General features: G+C 49.9%; 17 protein-coding genes. 10 read left to right on the top strand and 7 right to left on the bottom strand.

Features of this window, described 5'->3' with window-relative positions:
• Positions 1-8: 8 nt before the first annotated feature.
• Positions 9-506 (bottom strand): hypothetical protein, encoded by a 498-nt coding sequence (locus D4L85_RS31430; RefSeq protein WP_119758071.1) that lies wholly within the window; start codon positions 504-506, stop codon positions 9-11.
• A gap of 196 nt (positions 507-702) precedes the next feature.
• Between D4L85_RS31430 and D4L85_RS31425 the strand changes: the two genes are divergently transcribed.
• On the top strand, positions 703-1,065 hold the full coding sequence (locus D4L85_RS31425) for a hypothetical protein (RefSeq protein WP_119758070.1): 363 nt from the start codon (positions 703-705) through the stop codon (positions 1,063-1,065).
• Positions 1,066-1,069: 4 nt separating this feature from the next.
• Positions 1,070-1,615, top strand: coding sequence for a hypothetical protein (locus D4L85_RS31420; protein ID WP_119758069.1), 546 nt, complete (start codon positions 1,070-1,072; stop codon positions 1,613-1,615).
• Positions 1,616-1,619: 4 nt separating this feature from the next.
• On the opposite strand, the gene D4L85_RS31415 is transcribed toward D4L85_RS31420, so the two are convergent.
• The 5 genes from D4L85_RS31415 to D4L85_RS31395 all read right to left on the bottom strand — a co-directional run bounded on the left by D4L85_RS31415 (position 1,620) and on the right by D4L85_RS31395 (position 5,110).
• Positions 1,620-2,114 carry a DinB family protein gene (locus D4L85_RS31415; RefSeq protein ID WP_119758068.1) on the bottom strand — a complete coding sequence of 165 codons (495 nt, stop codon included), beginning with the start codon at positions 2,112-2,114 and terminating at the stop codon, positions 1,620-1,622.
• A gap of 28 nt (positions 2,115-2,142) precedes the next feature.
• Positions 2,143-2,550 carry a DUF1801 domain-containing protein gene (locus D4L85_RS31410; RefSeq protein WP_119758067.1) on the bottom strand — a complete coding sequence of 136 codons (408 nt, stop codon included), beginning with the start codon at positions 2,548-2,550 and terminating at the stop codon, positions 2,143-2,145.
• A gap of 40 nt (positions 2,551-2,590) precedes the next feature.
• On the bottom strand, positions 2,591-3,925 hold the full coding sequence (locus D4L85_RS31405; protein ID WP_119758066.1) for a sugar porter family MFS transporter: 1,335 nt from the start codon (positions 3,923-3,925) through the stop codon (positions 2,591-2,593).
• A gap of 96 nt (positions 3,926-4,021) precedes the next feature.
• Positions 4,022-4,549: an anti-sigma factor family protein gene (locus D4L85_RS31400; protein ID WP_119758065.1), complete on the bottom strand. Its 528-nt coding sequence runs from the start codon at positions 4,547-4,549 to the stop codon at positions 4,022-4,024.
• Positions 4,550-4,552: 3 nt separating this feature from the next.
• The gene (locus tag D4L85_RS31395) at positions 4,553-5,110 is read right to left on the bottom strand and encodes an RNA polymerase sigma factor (RefSeq protein WP_119758064.1); all 558 of its coding nucleotides are present in this window, start codon (positions 5,108-5,110) and stop codon (positions 4,553-4,555) included.
• A gap of 192 nt (positions 5,111-5,302) precedes the next feature.
• Between D4L85_RS31395 and D4L85_RS31390 the strand changes: the two genes are divergently transcribed.
• From D4L85_RS31390 to D4L85_RS31380, 3 genes are all read left to right on the top strand, one after another.
• On the top strand, positions 5,303-5,653 hold the full coding sequence (locus D4L85_RS31390; RefSeq protein WP_119758063.1) for a DUF6249 domain-containing protein: 351 nt from the start codon (positions 5,303-5,305) through the stop codon (positions 5,651-5,653).
• Between the two features lie 306 nt (positions 5,654-5,959).
• Positions 5,960-6,262 (top strand): hypothetical protein, encoded by a 303-nt coding sequence (locus D4L85_RS31385; RefSeq protein WP_073132801.1) that lies wholly within the window; start codon positions 5,960-5,962, stop codon positions 6,260-6,262.
• A gap of 84 nt (positions 6,263-6,346) precedes the next feature.
• Positions 6,347-7,705, top strand: a complete 1,359-nt coding sequence (locus D4L85_RS31380) for a sigma-54-dependent transcriptional regulator (RefSeq protein WP_119758062.1) — start codon at positions 6,347-6,349, stop codon at positions 7,703-7,705.
• 85 nt (positions 7,706-7,790) lie between these two features.
• Here the strand turns inward: D4L85_RS31380 and D4L85_RS31375 are convergent, their stop codons facing one another.
• Complete coding sequence (locus D4L85_RS31375) at positions 7,791-10,241, bottom strand: ATP-binding protein (protein ID WP_160144119.1); 2,451 nt, start codon at positions 10,239-10,241, stop codon at positions 7,791-7,793.
• Positions 10,242-10,490: 249 nt separating this feature from the next.
• Between D4L85_RS31375 and D4L85_RS31370 the strand changes: the two genes are divergently transcribed.
• From D4L85_RS31370 to D4L85_RS31350, 5 genes are all read left to right on the top strand, one after another.
• Positions 10,491-11,054 carry an RNA polymerase sigma factor gene (locus D4L85_RS31370; RefSeq protein ID WP_335621955.1) on the top strand — a complete coding sequence of 188 codons (564 nt, stop codon included), beginning with the start codon at positions 10,491-10,493 and terminating at the stop codon, positions 11,052-11,054.
• 11 nt (positions 11,055-11,065) lie between these two features.
• Positions 11,066-11,443, top strand: coding sequence for a hypothetical protein (locus tag D4L85_RS31365; RefSeq protein WP_185154863.1), 378 nt, complete (start codon positions 11,066-11,068; stop codon positions 11,441-11,443).
• Between the two features lie 127 nt (positions 11,444-11,570).
• Positions 11,571-12,215: a TetR/AcrR family transcriptional regulator gene (locus tag D4L85_RS31360; protein WP_119758060.1), complete on the top strand. Its 645-nt coding sequence runs from the start codon at positions 11,571-11,573 to the stop codon at positions 12,213-12,215.
• A gap of 11 nt (positions 12,216-12,226) precedes the next feature.
• Entirely contained in the window at positions 12,227-13,687 is a 1,461-nt protein-coding gene (locus D4L85_RS31355) for a TolC family protein (protein WP_119758059.1), read from the top strand.
• A 30-nt stretch (positions 13,688-13,717) separates the two neighbouring features.
• On the top strand, positions 13,718-14,848 hold the full coding sequence (locus tag D4L85_RS31350) for an efflux RND transporter periplasmic adaptor subunit (protein ID WP_160144118.1): 1,131 nt from the start codon (positions 13,718-13,720) through the stop codon (positions 14,846-14,848).
• Positions 14,849-14,865: the final 17 nt, after the last annotated feature.

The raw sequence follows: 14,865 nt of genomic DNA, 5'->3' as shown, positions 1-14,865 counted from the left end.
GCCTTTTTTTATTCTTTAGGAGGGTCTTCTTTTCTCCCACCTAACACCCTTACCGTTGTGCTATGCATTTGAGCGATCTCAAAACTCGGGGCCACGCCAAGCAGCAACCAATTTCGATTGACCCCTAGTCTGAGGGAGATCAGGTTTTTATCGTATAGATTGATCAGCTTCGTTGATGTGAAAATTAAATTCCGGGTTGGTTCACCCTCAACCACATGAAACTTGTCATCAATTAAGATGTTGCCCGAAAAGTCCTTCTTACCATTGTCGATCATCTGTTCTTTCATTCGCCACAATTCGTTCTGATCGACGGATATGCCAATAGTAACAAAGGGGTTTGGGAGACCTAGTGTAAAATCTTTGAAAGCGTCCTGGTAAACGTCCTCGATTTTCTTTATCCTAAATAAACCTAACTCAACGTGACCCTGTAAGCAATAACAGTCCCCAAGCAATCCATAGTTGGATTCGCTTTCGATTTTATGGAGAAGGTTTTCGATGTCGCCCACAAGCTAAATATAGTGCTATTTGCTTTCATCTAGTAGAATCGGTTTTGTGATTATTTGATTGCAATATTCTCTTTCCATACGCGCCAGCTCAACGTGACTTTTTTTGCGAATATTTTGGCACTGCAAAATTATTGCAGTGGAGCGCTGTAATTTAGTGTAGGCACAGGGTTAGACCCGTTGTTCGAAAAACGTTGTGATGACAAAAAGAAGGTCAACTGGAAACGGCAAAATCGGATTTTGGCAGGCCATACGTGACATTTTGGTCATGTCGATGAATAAAGGGCAGTTTCCTGTTGCCCTTATCGGGCTGGTAGTTATCTGCTTCGTTTTCAAAATGCCGGAGAAAGATGTTTCGAAATTGGTTTTTGAACTATTGGCGCTTTTTAAGTCCCTCCATTTGGTCGGCTGGACTTTGGGAGTAGTAACGAGCATCGGGTGGTTGTTGCATTCTAAGCATCAACGTAGAATGATCAACAAGGAAATGGCGAGGATTTCGCGCGAGCGAAATGAGAAACAGGCCAAATTGTTGGAAAGGGAATTACGTTCTTCAAATCATTAATGCTATGACGTACCTATTTGTAACTTTGGTGATTATCTGCCTTTGGCATTTTATCTACGAAGGGATCTTGTTGCCAAGCATCAGATTGAAACTTCGCTTCGAGCTTTATGCGCTACGCGATGGCCTTCGTGACCTCAAGATCAATGAAAACCACAAATTCAAGGATAGTGAATTCGATCACCTGCACGACATTATTAACGGCATGCTTGAAGTTTTGCCCGTTCTGAATATAAATTTTGTACGTAGAATGATCAGAGCGGAGGAAAGTGATCCGGATTTGAAAGATGTCATTGAGCAAAGGCGGCGTGCGATTGAGTCCTGCTCAATCGGAGGAGTCCGGGAAATATATCATGAGCTTTCTGTATTGATGAACTATGCTGTTTTTGCGAATTCGTTCTGCATGCTCATCTATTTGATACCTGTGTTCTTGATACAGAATGTTTTTTTGCATGCAAAACGATCCATAGACAGGCTTACATTAACCCCAGTTGATACGCTCCACCAACTTGCTTCTCCTAGCAAATTTTTTGGGAGCGAGGCTCCCGATTGATCAGTCACATGTTCTCTATCCACCAGAGGTACGCATCGTAATCGGTTACAGGTATTTCTCCTGTGATTCCCAGTGCGCGACACATTGTAACGACCTGGCCACGATGGTACGAACCGTGATTGACGATATGCAGGATATACTCATATCGACTTTGCGTGCTGTCCGATACCTTGATGCGTTCAGTTAGCTGCTGCTCATTCAGTACGGAGAGGCCATCGATCAATTGTTGTGAGCTAATAATGAGATCGGCTATGATCTGGTCTACAGCATTTTCTCTTATCGGTTGACTGAATTCAGTGATCTGTCCTTTGGTAAAGAGGGTAAGCCAGTAAATTTGTGCGGACAGCATATGTTGGAGTGTCCGATCGATTGTTCCAAAACTTGAGCCTGTTTTTTCGTAGAGTATATTTCTGTCGACGGTCATCAACCAGGAAGCAAGGCGTTCGTTAGCCCAAAGGTTGTAGCGAATGAAGCGGGTGGTGAGGTTTTGGAGATGCATGGCTTAGTCCTTACAAGCACGGTGATGTTCACTGATGTAGAGCAATAGTATGCTTGCACAGTTTCTCCAATGTCGCCAGGTTGACGTCCGACAGCTTCTTTACATAGATGCAGGATTTCCCCATCGTGAATTTGCCAAAGTCATCCAGCAGATGCTTGTTTTGTTCGGTTGGTAAAAAAACATAGAGTGAGAATTCGGCCTTACGCGGCGAGAACCCAATGAGCGGCGCGTCGCCTTCATGGCCGCTGGCATATTTGTAGTGGTAACTTCCAAAACCGATAATGGTCGGTCCCCACATTTTCGGTTTACGCCCAGACCATTTGCTCATGAGTTCAAGCAATCGAAAGCTATCGGCTTTCTTTTGCTCGTTCTCCACATAGGATTCGATAAAGTCATTTACGTTTACCTTAGTTTCGGTGGTTTTGTTCTTTGCCATAGCGATTTGTCACGTTTACTATTGACTAAAACTCTTTCTCTCAATGAATTCCCAACGATTCCTGTATTCCCTCCAGCGATTTCCCCTTCGTCTCCGGCAGCACTTTCCACGCAAAGAACCCGTGCAGCAACATCATGATCGTGAAGATGAGAAATGAAATGAATCCACCCATCTCCGACGACTCAGCCAGCACGGGAAAGGTCCACGAAATAATTGCCGCCATGATCCAGTGCGTGGAACTGCCCAGCGTCTGTCCTTGCGATCGCACCTTGTTGGGAAAGATCTCGGAGATGAATACCCAGATCACAGCGCCTTGCGAGAATGCGAAGAAGGCGATGAAGCCCACCAGGTACAACATCACGGCATAGCCGCCGTATTGTTTTGTATAAAAAGCATGGGTCACCAAACCGAGCGAGATGACCATGCCCACCGAGCCGATGATCAACAACGTGCGTCTTCCAAATTTATCGATCACGGAAATGGCGAGCAAGGTAAAGATCATGTTGGTGACGCCGATCGACACCGCTTGCAATAAAGCCGTGTCTTTGGCCAGCCCCGTCATTTCGAAGATGCGGGGTGCGTAATACATGATGGCATTGATGCCCGACAGTTGATTGAACATGGCCAGCACCACGGCATACAAAATGGGTTTGTTGTACTGACCGTTGAAAACGCTCTCCCGTCTGCCACCGGTTTCCAAATGCAGCGACGCCTTGATCTTTTCAACGGCTTCGGCAGGCCGCGGCTCGCCGATGCTGACGAATACTTTCAGCGCTTCATCGGGTCGGCCTTCTTTGACCAGCCAGCGCGGGCTTTCGGGTACGAAGAAAACCAGCACAAAATACAGGAGTGCGGGTATGGCTTGCACACCCAGCATCCATCGCCAGGCCTCTTCGCCCACGCCGAATAAGAGGAAGTTGGACACAAAGGCGATGAGGATGCCGCTCACGACCATGAATTGAAACAAACCTACCAACTTGCCGCGTGCGTGTGCAGGCGAGATCTCCGCGATATACATCGGCCCCACTACCGACGAGGCGCCCACCCCAATCCCGCCCAGGAACCGAAACACAACGAACAGGGACCATGCCGGCGTCAGCGCTGTGACGAGCGACGTGACCAGGTAGAGCAACCCAATGGCCTGCAACACTTTTTTGCGGCCGTATTTTTCGGCGGGTCTTCCGGCGATCAGCGCGCCGATCACGGTGCCCATAAGCGCCGCGGCCACTGTGAAGCCGTGCCAGAAACTATCCAGGGACCAAAGGGTTTGGATGGACTTTTCCACACCGGAGATCACGGCCGTGTCAAATCCAAAAAGAAAGCCACCGAGGGCGGCTACGAGGGCATTGCGGAAGGCGGTTGCGGGAGTGTTCATGTTTAGGCATTGAATCTTTTAAGGTAAGAAACAATGCGGAATGAAACATGAAGCCGATCAAATCAATCCCCGGAAGCGGGGAGAAATGATAAAAAGCTAGTGGCCGGCGTGCATGCGGCGTTGAAAGAGGGGCTTCAAGATGGCGCGGTCCAGTACCAGCCAGGCCAGCCCCAGGTTCAGCAGGATGATGATGTTGACGATCAACTTTCCACTCAGGGCAATGGGTGGCAGGCTCTTTTGAATATATTTCTGGGGCAATTCCTGGTTTAAGTTGATGGTGGTCTGAACACTGTCGAAGACCCCGGAGGAGACCAGGATCGTGGCCAGTCCGACAGCCACCAGGATACCGATCAGCAGAAAGATGCCATTGCGGTAGGTGAGGGTGGAGGACCGGGGATATTGATCCAGCTTGCCCATGACCTGTTGGGTAAAATTGCGAGAGGGCATCTCTTCCAGTGGAATTTTGGAAAGCCACCGTTCAACATTTTGCAATTCATCCAGGCGGGCTTTCAGCTCGCGGTTCTGGCTGAGTTCCGTCTCCAGACGTTGCTTGTCGGCGGCGTTGAGGGTGCCGTCCAGATAGTCGAAAAGCATTTCTTCGAGGGCCTGGGGTATCTTTTTCATACGTTACAAAGTTAACGCTTCCTGTTTTAAGATCAATTTTAACTCATCGGCCAGCCGGAGCCGGGCGCGATGGATGCGCACCTTGGCCGTGTTAGCCTGCATGCCTGTGATCTCGGCGATCTCTTCCAGCGAAAATTCGTCGAGATAGAACAAGGTCAGGGCCGTGCGGTCCGCTTCGTTGAGGCGGGCCATTGCCAGCGCCAGGTATTTCCGCTTGTCGGTCCGCTCCAGCGTGCCCTCCCCGTCGGGAGAATATTCCAGCACCGTATTTTCGATGGACTGGAACGTGTGGCGGCTTTTGCGTTTATAACTGATGGCCGTGTTGAACACAATACGGTACAGCCACGTGGAAAACTTTGCCTCCCGGTTAAAGGTCGACAAATGATGATAGGCTTTTATAAAAGCATCCTGCGCGGCTTCCTCGGCCTCGGCGCGATTTTGCAGGATCTTGTTGGCAATCGTGAACGCATAGCTTTTATGCTTGTTCACCAGCTCCGCATACACGGAGGGCTCACCGGCCAGGATCCTGTCGATAATGGTATGCTCCGCGGGGATGGTCATGACAGCGCTTTGACGCGATCTTTTCAACGGAAGTTACAGATTCGATCCCCGGGGATCAAAAAACTTTGAACATCATTGGCCGACGCCTTTTCCGCCGCGTGGGGATGGAGAATACGATTTTTTCAGAAAGTCGGTAACCTGGCTTCAAACGCCCGCGTCCTAGAGGCAGATTTAAACAAAATCCTTACAATTATGGAAGTCGCAGTAATCGGGGTATTCATTCCCATCGTCGCTACCATCGGGGCATTTATCATGGTCATTTATCTCCGTAAATACGCCAATGAAGAGCGCATGGCCATGATCGAAAAAGGCATGGACCCGAATGCCATCGCCCCCAGGAGGAGTAACACGTCCGGGCCTTTGCGCGCATCGCTCCTGTTGATCGGGGCAGGTTTGGGGTTGTTGATGGGATATTGGCTCGACAGTACCTTCTATATGGAGGAGGTGGCCTACTTTTCCATGCTGTTCATCTTCGGAGGCCTGGGTTTGGGTGGATCATACCTCATCGAAGAGAATAAAGCGAAAAAAGAACAAGGTCGTTGATCGCTCTGCCGCTTTTCCCATCACGTTTGTTACAGCATGTGCTTCCGGGCAGATGCTGTAACCGTCATTTGATGCTTTTCGTTAAATACAGTAGTTCCATTTGTTGATTTTTATCTTCACGCGTACGCAGTGTTTGTGGAACTATACTCTCATCCTGTAGAATACCTCTACAATTTTTCAGCACAATATTTTGATTCTTGTTTTTCAACGCCCTGATAAACAGTAGTTTATTGGTCATGCTGCCGTTGGCACTTTCTTTCGTAGTAGGCTAATCATAATTAAATGTTCAACTAAATTCTAACTGTCATGAAAAAAGTAATGATCGCTGCAGCAGCCCTCTTGTCAAGTGTAGCATTTGTTAATGCACAAAATGCAACGGAAAGTGATAAAGCTGTAGCTGCTCCTACCGAAGTGCAGCAAGGCGAAAAAGTAAAGATCAAATCTGAAGAACTTCCTGAAGCCGTTAAAAAATCGCTCGAAGCTCAAGAATATCGTGGCTGGATGATCAGCTCGGCCTACAAAGCTGGCGATGTCTATGAAGTAGAGTTGAAGAACGGTGCGGAAACAAAGACCGTTAAGTTCAACAAGGACGGAAAGAAAGTCGACTAATCGACTTGTCCTCACAACCTGTAAACAACCGATTGGAAGAAAGCTGGGAATTATTCCAGCTTTCTTCTTTATTTTAGCCCGTATATGGGCGCGATTCTCGTAATAGAAGATGACTTGACCTTTTCCAGGATACTGGAAGGATTTCTCACCAAGCAAGGTTTTTCCGTCACCGTTTGTCATAAGGGTCATGACGGCCTGCAGACGTTGAAAACCAAAGCATTCGACCTCGTTTTGCTGGACTACCGCCTGCCCGACACCACGGGTATGGATGTGCTCACCGAGATCAAAAAGCATTCACCCCACACCCAGGTCATTATTATGACCAGCTTTTCCGACATCCGCACGGCAGTCAAGGCTATGAAGATGGGCGCCTATGAGTACATCACCAAGCCCGTCAACCCCGACGAATTGCTGATGATGCTCCAGCAGGCCCTAAAAAAAGAAAACGCCCCGACACCCTCGGTCACGGCCCAACCCAAATCGACTGCCCTAAAGCAATTTGTGGAGGGCACCAGTCCCGAAGCCAAGCGGCTATATGAATACATACGCCTTGTGGCGCCAACCGACATGTCGGTGATCATAGAAGGGGAGAGTGGCACGGGAAAAGAGAACGTGGCCCAAACCATACACCGCCTCAGCGCCCGCTCCAAAGCGCCATTTATTGCCGTCGACTGCGGTGCCCTTTCCAAAGAGCTTGCCGCCAGCGAACTGTTTGGCCATACGAAGGGCTCATTCACCGGCGCTGTCCAGGATAAGGTTGGTCAATTTGTGGACGCCCACAAGGGCACCCTCTTCCTCGACGAGGTGGGTAATCTTTCTTACGAAGTGCAGGTAAAACTATTGCGTGCCATCCAGGAACGCATCATCCAGCCCATCGGCAGCAACAAGGAAGTGAAAATCGACGTGCGCATCATCACCGCCACCAACGACGACCTGGCCGAAAGCGTGAAGAAGGGATTGTTTCGAGAAGACCTCTATCACCGCCTGAACGAGTTCAAGCTAAAAGTGCCCGCCGTCCGCCACCGCGAAGAGGACCTCGATGAGTTTCTGGACTTTTTCCGTGAATTGGCCAATGCCGAACTCGACCGCCATGTCACCGGCTTCAACAAAGAAGTGACCGACATTTTCCGCACCTACGAATGGCCCGGCAACCTCCGTGAAATGAAAAACGTGGTAAAACGCGCCGTCCTCCTCACCAACGAAGGCCTCATCACCGCCGCCGCCCTCCCGGTAGAAATGCTCGAAACCATCCGCAACCCCCAGCCTAAACCCAACAACGACACCCCGGTCTATGATCTGAAGGCCTTACAAGAATCGCAGGAAAAAGAAATGATCATGAAGACATTGAAAGAAGTGCGCTACAACAAATCCAAGGCCGCCCGCATCCTCAACATTGACCGGAAGACTTTATATTTAAAGATCGAAAAATACGGCATCGAATAATCCACCGCCCTTGTTGGTATTCTTTCACCAACAAGATTTTTTAACCGGCCACTCTGCAGTGACGTGCCCGTTGGTGCGCCAATGGTTACGACACCACATTCACCTGAATACTCATCAACAACCCCTCCACACCATCCTTCGCATCCAACAACGGCTGCAACACATCCTGCAGCGCCACACCATCCGCCAATTGCGTTTCAATATCCCGTAGCGTCACCGATAGCTCGGAAGACCCCATCTGCCCAATGCGTCCTGCCAGCTTATGCACGATCTCACGGATGGGCTCGGCGCGCATATGCTTCAACTCCCGGTCCAGGCTCTCCACATCGCGTTTCGTTTCTTCGATAAATTGCTGCAACACCGATTGGAACAAGGCCTCATCCCCCAGGGTCATGAGTCTCAACATGGAGAGATTAGGATCCAACGTATCGGTAGTGTCGGCGTCGATGCCCAACACGTCCAGCAGTTCGTGTTCGCGGAAGGGTTTTGACAGGACGACGTCGAAGCCTTCGTCCAACAGTTGCTGACGCTCCTGCGGAAAGACGTGGGCCGTGAGCGCGACAAAGCGTGTTTGAGGAGGGTATCTTTTCCGGAGCACGTGACAAAGTTCAACACCATTGATGTTGGGCATGCGAATGTCCATCAGGATATGCGACACGGCGGCATCAGGTTGTTGGTTGATCAGATCTTGCGCTTCGCCATAGGTGGTGAAGTTTACTTCGTTCTTTTGAAGGATGAGGCTGCACAGCCGCAGGATCATCACATCGTCGTCGACGACCAGCACTTTTCCCGTGAAGGCGCTCCTCGGCTGTTTTTTCTGGACAGCATGCCGGGGTGCGCCGGCAGTGGCGCGGGCGAACGGAATGGCTGCCCGGAACGTTGAGCCTTTCTCCGGCACGCTCTCCACCTCAAGCGACCCGCCCTGTGCTTCGACCAATGATTTCACAATGGTCAATCCCAATCCCGTGCCGCCGTAGTGACGCGCGATCAGGGCGCTGGCTTGTTCGAATTGATTAAAGATCTTCTCCAGGTCCTCGGGGCGTATGCCGATACCGGTATCGGTGATCTCGAAAATGCAGCGTATGTATGCGTCTTCCTCCTGCTCCAAGGTTGTCACTGCGAGTTTCACCGACCCTTTGGCGGTGAATTTGATGGCGTTGCCGATGAGGTTATAAAGAATTTGGCGCAGCCGGAAGCCATCGCCCAGCAATTGAAAATCGCGGGCGTGTTCAACGTCGAGCACGAGGGCGAGGGCCTTGCGGTCGGCCTGGATGCGCAGTGCAGATTCTACTTCGTGTACCAGGGCAAGAAGGTCGAACGGTTCTTGTTCCAAGGTGAAGTTTCCGCTGGAGATGCGGCTATAGTCCAGCACTTCGTCTACGATGTGGAGCAGGTGTTCGGAAGAGCTGTGGATGGCGTCGATGGCTTCGCGGGTTTGTCCGCGGTGTTTCAATTGTTCGGCAAACCCGATGATGGATTGCAGCGGCGTGCGAATTTCGTGGCTCATGTTGGCCAGGAAGCGCTGCTTGATCTGGCTCAATTCTTCCGCTTCATCTTTTGCTTTCTCGAGCTGCTCTTTATAGTAATTGCTGCGGCCGATATCGACCCAGATCAGGTACACCAGCAGCGCGGCGCCCAGGAAGAAAGCGCCCAGCAGGAACCCGATGTTGGAAATACTTTTTGTTACCAGGGCAATGGCGTGGTCGTTCTTTTCGTGCATCTGCGCCAATTCTTCGTTCTCCACATCGTGGAGGATGCTGAGCAGTTTATTGATGAGCAAACTATTGGCGTGGATGAGCTCCAATTCCTGCTGTAACAATTTTTTGTTCTCAGCGCGCTGATCTTTCTCGAGGTCCGTCACGATCTTCTCCACTTCTTCGAGCGCTTTGTTTTGACGCGACACGGAAAGCGTGTCAACGGTCACGCTAAGCTCTTCCTGTACCTTGACGTGTGTGGTGGCCGGGGGAGGGGTTTTCTTTTTACTGAAGAGCTTGCCCAGGCCCGACCGTTCTTTTTGAGCGGCAACCGAATCGCGGGTGTAGGTGGTGATCGTTTTCTTTTCCGTTGTCACCACACTAGTATCGACCAGGATCTTTTCGTGTTGCAGGATGGTGGAAAGGGTGTCGAGCCGTATGGAGAGGCGGCGGTTGTCGGCCACCTCGGATTTTAGTTTCAAATAAGAAAAGAACAGTGAATTCCTTTTTTGCAGGATCTGCTTGATGGTGATCAGCCGGTCGTGTTGCGCGGTATCCCACTTGAGCAGTCCCAGGGAGTCGATCTTGTTTCCGAGAGACTTGGATTGTTTAAGAAACGCTTTGTAGGGCTTATGAGGATTTCGGATGGCCTCTGCACGCTGGAGTTGGTCCAGGGCCGTGATCTCTTGAAAAATATCATTCAAGGCGTCCAGCTTCCGGTTCGGCGCCGAAAGTTCGTTCACCGTATCCAACATATCGCGAAACCCAAAATGGGTAATGCCCAAGGCCAGCAAAATGGCGACAAAGGCCAGGAGAAACCCCGCAAGGATTTTCCGTTTCACTGAAGTAGGATAGAGCTTATCGCGAAAATACTGCATACCAATTGGGGGAAAAACAATGATTGGTGGCCATAAGTTAGGGATAGATTGGGTTTTGTGGGGCAATTTTTCGTCGAAAAGGCTCCTGGCTCCGGGCTTCCGGCTCCTGTATTCTAGCCTAAATGCAGACTTCTTCCTTATAAATGCTGATTTTTGCCTTCCCATCCTACAATAATCCTCCCTCCATTCCCGACTTAGGAGGTAATTAACGTAATGGAAGCGATGGACTTGGCCATGCAAATGAAAGAGCAAACATTTCTCCGTGAGAAGGACAAGTTGCTGGGATTTATCCGCAACCGGGTTTCTTCCGTGGAGGAGGCGGAAGACATTCTGCAGGATGTATTCTATCAGTTCGTAGCCGGCTACGATACGATAGAGTCCCTGGACCGTGTCACTTCCTGGCTATTTTCGGTGGCCCGAAACAAGATCATCGACCGCTATCGCCGCGATGCCGCCCGTCCAAAACGCGCGGACCTCGAGATGTATGCAGGGACGGACGACGATGCACCGCTGACATTACAGGACATTTTGCCCGATTTGGGGAACTCTCCCGAAGACGCCTATTTACGTGATGTGATCTGGGACGCCATTATGGAGGCCCTGGATGATTTGCCCGCCGAACAGCGCGAGATCTTTATACTCAATGAGATTGAAGAGCGCAGTTTCCGGGAAATATCCGAGGAAACGGGCGTTTCGATCAACACATTATTGTCGAGGAAACGCTATGCGATCCTCGCTTTGCGAAAAAAATTACAACGACTGTATAAAGACATTTAAAGCATTGGATTATGAACCGAGTAGTAAAATTTGTGGCGTGTGTGGCCCTGGGCGTTTTGGCGATCTTTGTTTTTGGATGGGTGACGATGAGCCTTTGGAACTGGCTTGTCCCGGCCTTGTTTGCCGGTCCCGTCATCACCTTCTGGCAAGCCCTGGGTTTGTTCCTGTTGTCTAAGATCCTGTTCTCCGGCTTTGGAGGCGGAAAACGCGGCTGGCATCGCCCGCATCCTGCCGAAGCCCATTGGAAGAATAAGTTCTATGCTAAGTTTTCGTCTATGAGCCCCGATGAGCGGGCTGCCCTCAAACAAAAAATGAAGGATAAATGGTGCCGCTGGGAAGAAAACACCCAAACCGGTGACTCGACGGGTTCGACCGGTTCAAACGGTTGAGGCTGATATTTCCGAAGAAATTCTCTTAAAAAGTTACGAAAAAGTGGAACCATAGCTCGCTTTGAGCGTTCAAGGAAACTATGGAAACTTTTGTAATGTAAATAGTTTCCATAGTTTTGCAACCCTTATGGAAGAACAAGACATCAAACGCAAGATTTTAAAAGGGGCAGAAGGCCTCTTCATGCGATACGGCGTGCGCAGCATCTCTATGGATGACATCGCCCGCCACCTCACCGTCTCCAAGAAAACCCTCTACCAGCACTTTGCCGATAAGGAAGACATGGTCACCATGGTGTGCCAAATGCACCTCAAGGAAGGCCAGAAAGAATTCGACGAGATCCGGGTGAGCGCCGAAAACGCCATCGACGAACTGGCCAAGCTTTCGATTTGTCTGAAACGCAACATGGAGGAGATCAATCCCTCGCTGTTGTTCGATCTTCAGAAATACCACCCGCGGGCCTGGGCCATCTGGCAGGAGTTTAAAAAGAGCTGCATCTACGACTCCGTGAAAGCCAACCTGGACCAGGGCATCGCCGAAGGATATTACCGGCCGGAACTCAACACCGAGGTCCTGAGCATTGTTAGAATGGCTACGGTAGAGATCGTTTTTGATGATCATACATTCCCCCAGCAACAATTCAAGCTGGCAGACGTGCAAATGGAAATCTTCGATCACTTTGTACACGGCCTCGTTACCGAAAAAGGACGGAAGCTCTATCAGAAGTACAAAGAAAAGAAGGCTATAGAAGTAACCCCAGTAAACCAACGATAAACCACAACAGCATGAAACCCCTTTATTATCTTTTAGTATTCAGTTTAGTTGTGCCCTTGTGGGTGGAAGCCCAGACGCAGCAGGACGAAAAAAGCGTCTTCACATTGGACGAAGCCATTTCGTATGCACTGACCAATCAAGTGGCCGTGAAGAATGCACGCATCGATGCCCAGATATCGGAATCCAAAGTAAGGGAAACTACCGGAATCGGGTTGCCGCAAATCAATGGTAGCGTGGCCCTTCAGCATAACCCGAAACTGCCTCGTTTTTACAGCAGATACACGGAAGGCCAACCGAGCATTATCGACCTGAGTTCGATCCCGGGCATCAAGTCCGGTGATGTGGTGGCTTTTCAAAACGTTTTTCAATTGCCCAGTAACGGCACCGCGGGCGTTACGATCAATCAATTGCTTTTCAGCAGATCGTACCTGGTAGGCTTGAAGGCAGCCGACACCTATAAAGACCTCGCCTATAAGACCGAGGAGCAAACCCAGATCCAGGTGGTTGAAATGGTGACAAAAGCGTACTATGCGGTGCTGGTGAACAACGAACGCATTACGTTGTTCGACAACAACATTGCGCGTGTCGACACCCTGTTGAGAAATACCGCAGCGTTGAACAAAAATGGTTTTGCCGAATCCATCGACGTGGATCGGATCCAGGTGACCCTGAACAATCTCAAAACGGAGCGGTTAAATTTTTTGAACTCGCAGAGCCTGAGCTTGGGGCTGTTGAAATTCCAAATGAACTATCCGATGGAGAAAGAACTGACCGTCGTGGGTGACCTGAAAGACCTGACGGTGAACGCAAATCTCTTCAACGAATACCAGGAAGGATGGGATTACAAAAATCGCATCGAATACAAATTGCTCGATACACAACGCAAGTTGCAGGAGCTGGACATCAAGAATAAGTATTCTACGTCCCTGCCCAGCCTGTCGGGCTACCTGAACGCGGGCTATGGCACACAGTCGCCTACCATTGGTGGCTTGTTTAAGACCGAATCGAAGATCGCCTCCACGTCTGAGTTCGGTCCCGACAAATGGTATCCGTACATGGCCTACGGTATCACGCTCAACATTCCATTGTTCAGTGGCTTGCAGCGTACCTACCAGATCCAACAATCCAAACTGGCCTTGCTGAAGCTCCAAAACAATTACAGCTCATTGAAGCAAAGCATCGACTTGAGCATCGAACAGAATACCGTCACCTTTAAGAACTCCGTGGAGACCTTGAAATCGCAACAAGAAAACATGGGGCTGGCCGACAGGGTAGCCAGGGTAACCAAGATTAAGTACGAGCAAGGTGTAGGATCGAATATCGAAGTGACTGATGCCGAGAACAGCTTGAAGCAGGCGCAGATCAATTATTACAACGCCTTGTATGATGCGATCGTTTCCAAGATCGACCTCGATAAAGCGTATGCGAAGATCGATCCTTCAAAATATGCAACAGCCCAACCCGCTAAATAAGAACCAAACCCAATGAAAAATAACCATTTTATGAAAGCCACGATATATACACGTTTTGCCGTCATCCTGACTGCCGCAATCTTAGCGGCCTGCAGCGCTGCTTCGCCCGACGATAAGAAGGCGGAACTGGCGAAGCTGAAACAACAGCAGGCAGATATTACCAAACAGATACAGAAACTTGAGGGGGAGATCGCCAAGGCCAACCCCGATTCTGTGAAAGTGAGAGCCAAAGAAGTGAATGTCACCGAGCTGGCGCCGCGCAAATTCGATTACTTTGTGCAAACACAAGGTCGCGTGGAGGCGGAAGACAACATCCAGGTGAGCTCTAAGGCCGCTGGCGTAATCACTGCCGTATATGTGCAAGAAGGCGACGCTGTTTCCAAAGGGCAGACGTTGGCGCAGATCGATAACTCGGTTATCCTACGCAACATTGAAGCTATGAAGGCGCAGTTGGAATTGGCAACCACGGTATACCAACGCCAAAAAAATCTTTGGGATCAGAAGATCGGAACGGAAGTACAATACTTGCAGACCAAGACCACCAAAGAAAATCTCGAAAGAACAGTAGCTTCACTGGAAGAACAAAACAGCCAGACCCGCGTCACCGCCCCTTTCAGTGGCACGGTGGATGAAATAGCGGCTAAGGTTGGGCAAAACATTGCGCCCGGTATGCCTGCTGCGCGCATCGTGAACACGTCCAATCTGAAGTTGAAAGCCGCCGTTTCGGAGGCGTATGTGACCAACATCAAGAAAGGTAACAAAGTGACGGTAAGCATTGCCGAATTGGGCAAAGATATCTCGGCTACGGTAACGTTCGTAGGAAAAACGATCGATCCCCTTTCGCGGTCTTTCCCCGTGGAAGTGAAATTGCCGGCGGAAGCTAACCTTCGCCCTAACATGACCGGCGTTGTGAGAGTGATCTTCCATACAGAGCCCGCGGCGATCGTTGTACCGGTAAACGTGGTGCAATCCATCAACAACGAGAAAATCGTATTCATATCCGAAACCGACGGCAAGCAAACCGTAGCTCGCAGGAAAGTGGTAAAGGTCGACGGCGTGTACGACAACCAGGCGCAAGTTCAAGGTCTTAAGGCCGGCGAGAAGATTGTTTCTTTCGGTTATCAGGGTCTGGACGACGGACAAGTGATTAAAACCAACTAGGGCATTAACCTATCCTT

This window comes from Chryseolinea soli (assembly GCF_003589925.1).
Lineage (GTDB): Bacteria > Bacteroidota > Bacteroidia > Cytophagales > Cyclobacteriaceae > Chryseolinea > Chryseolinea soli.
This window is presented reverse-complemented; position numbering and strand designations above follow the sequence as displayed.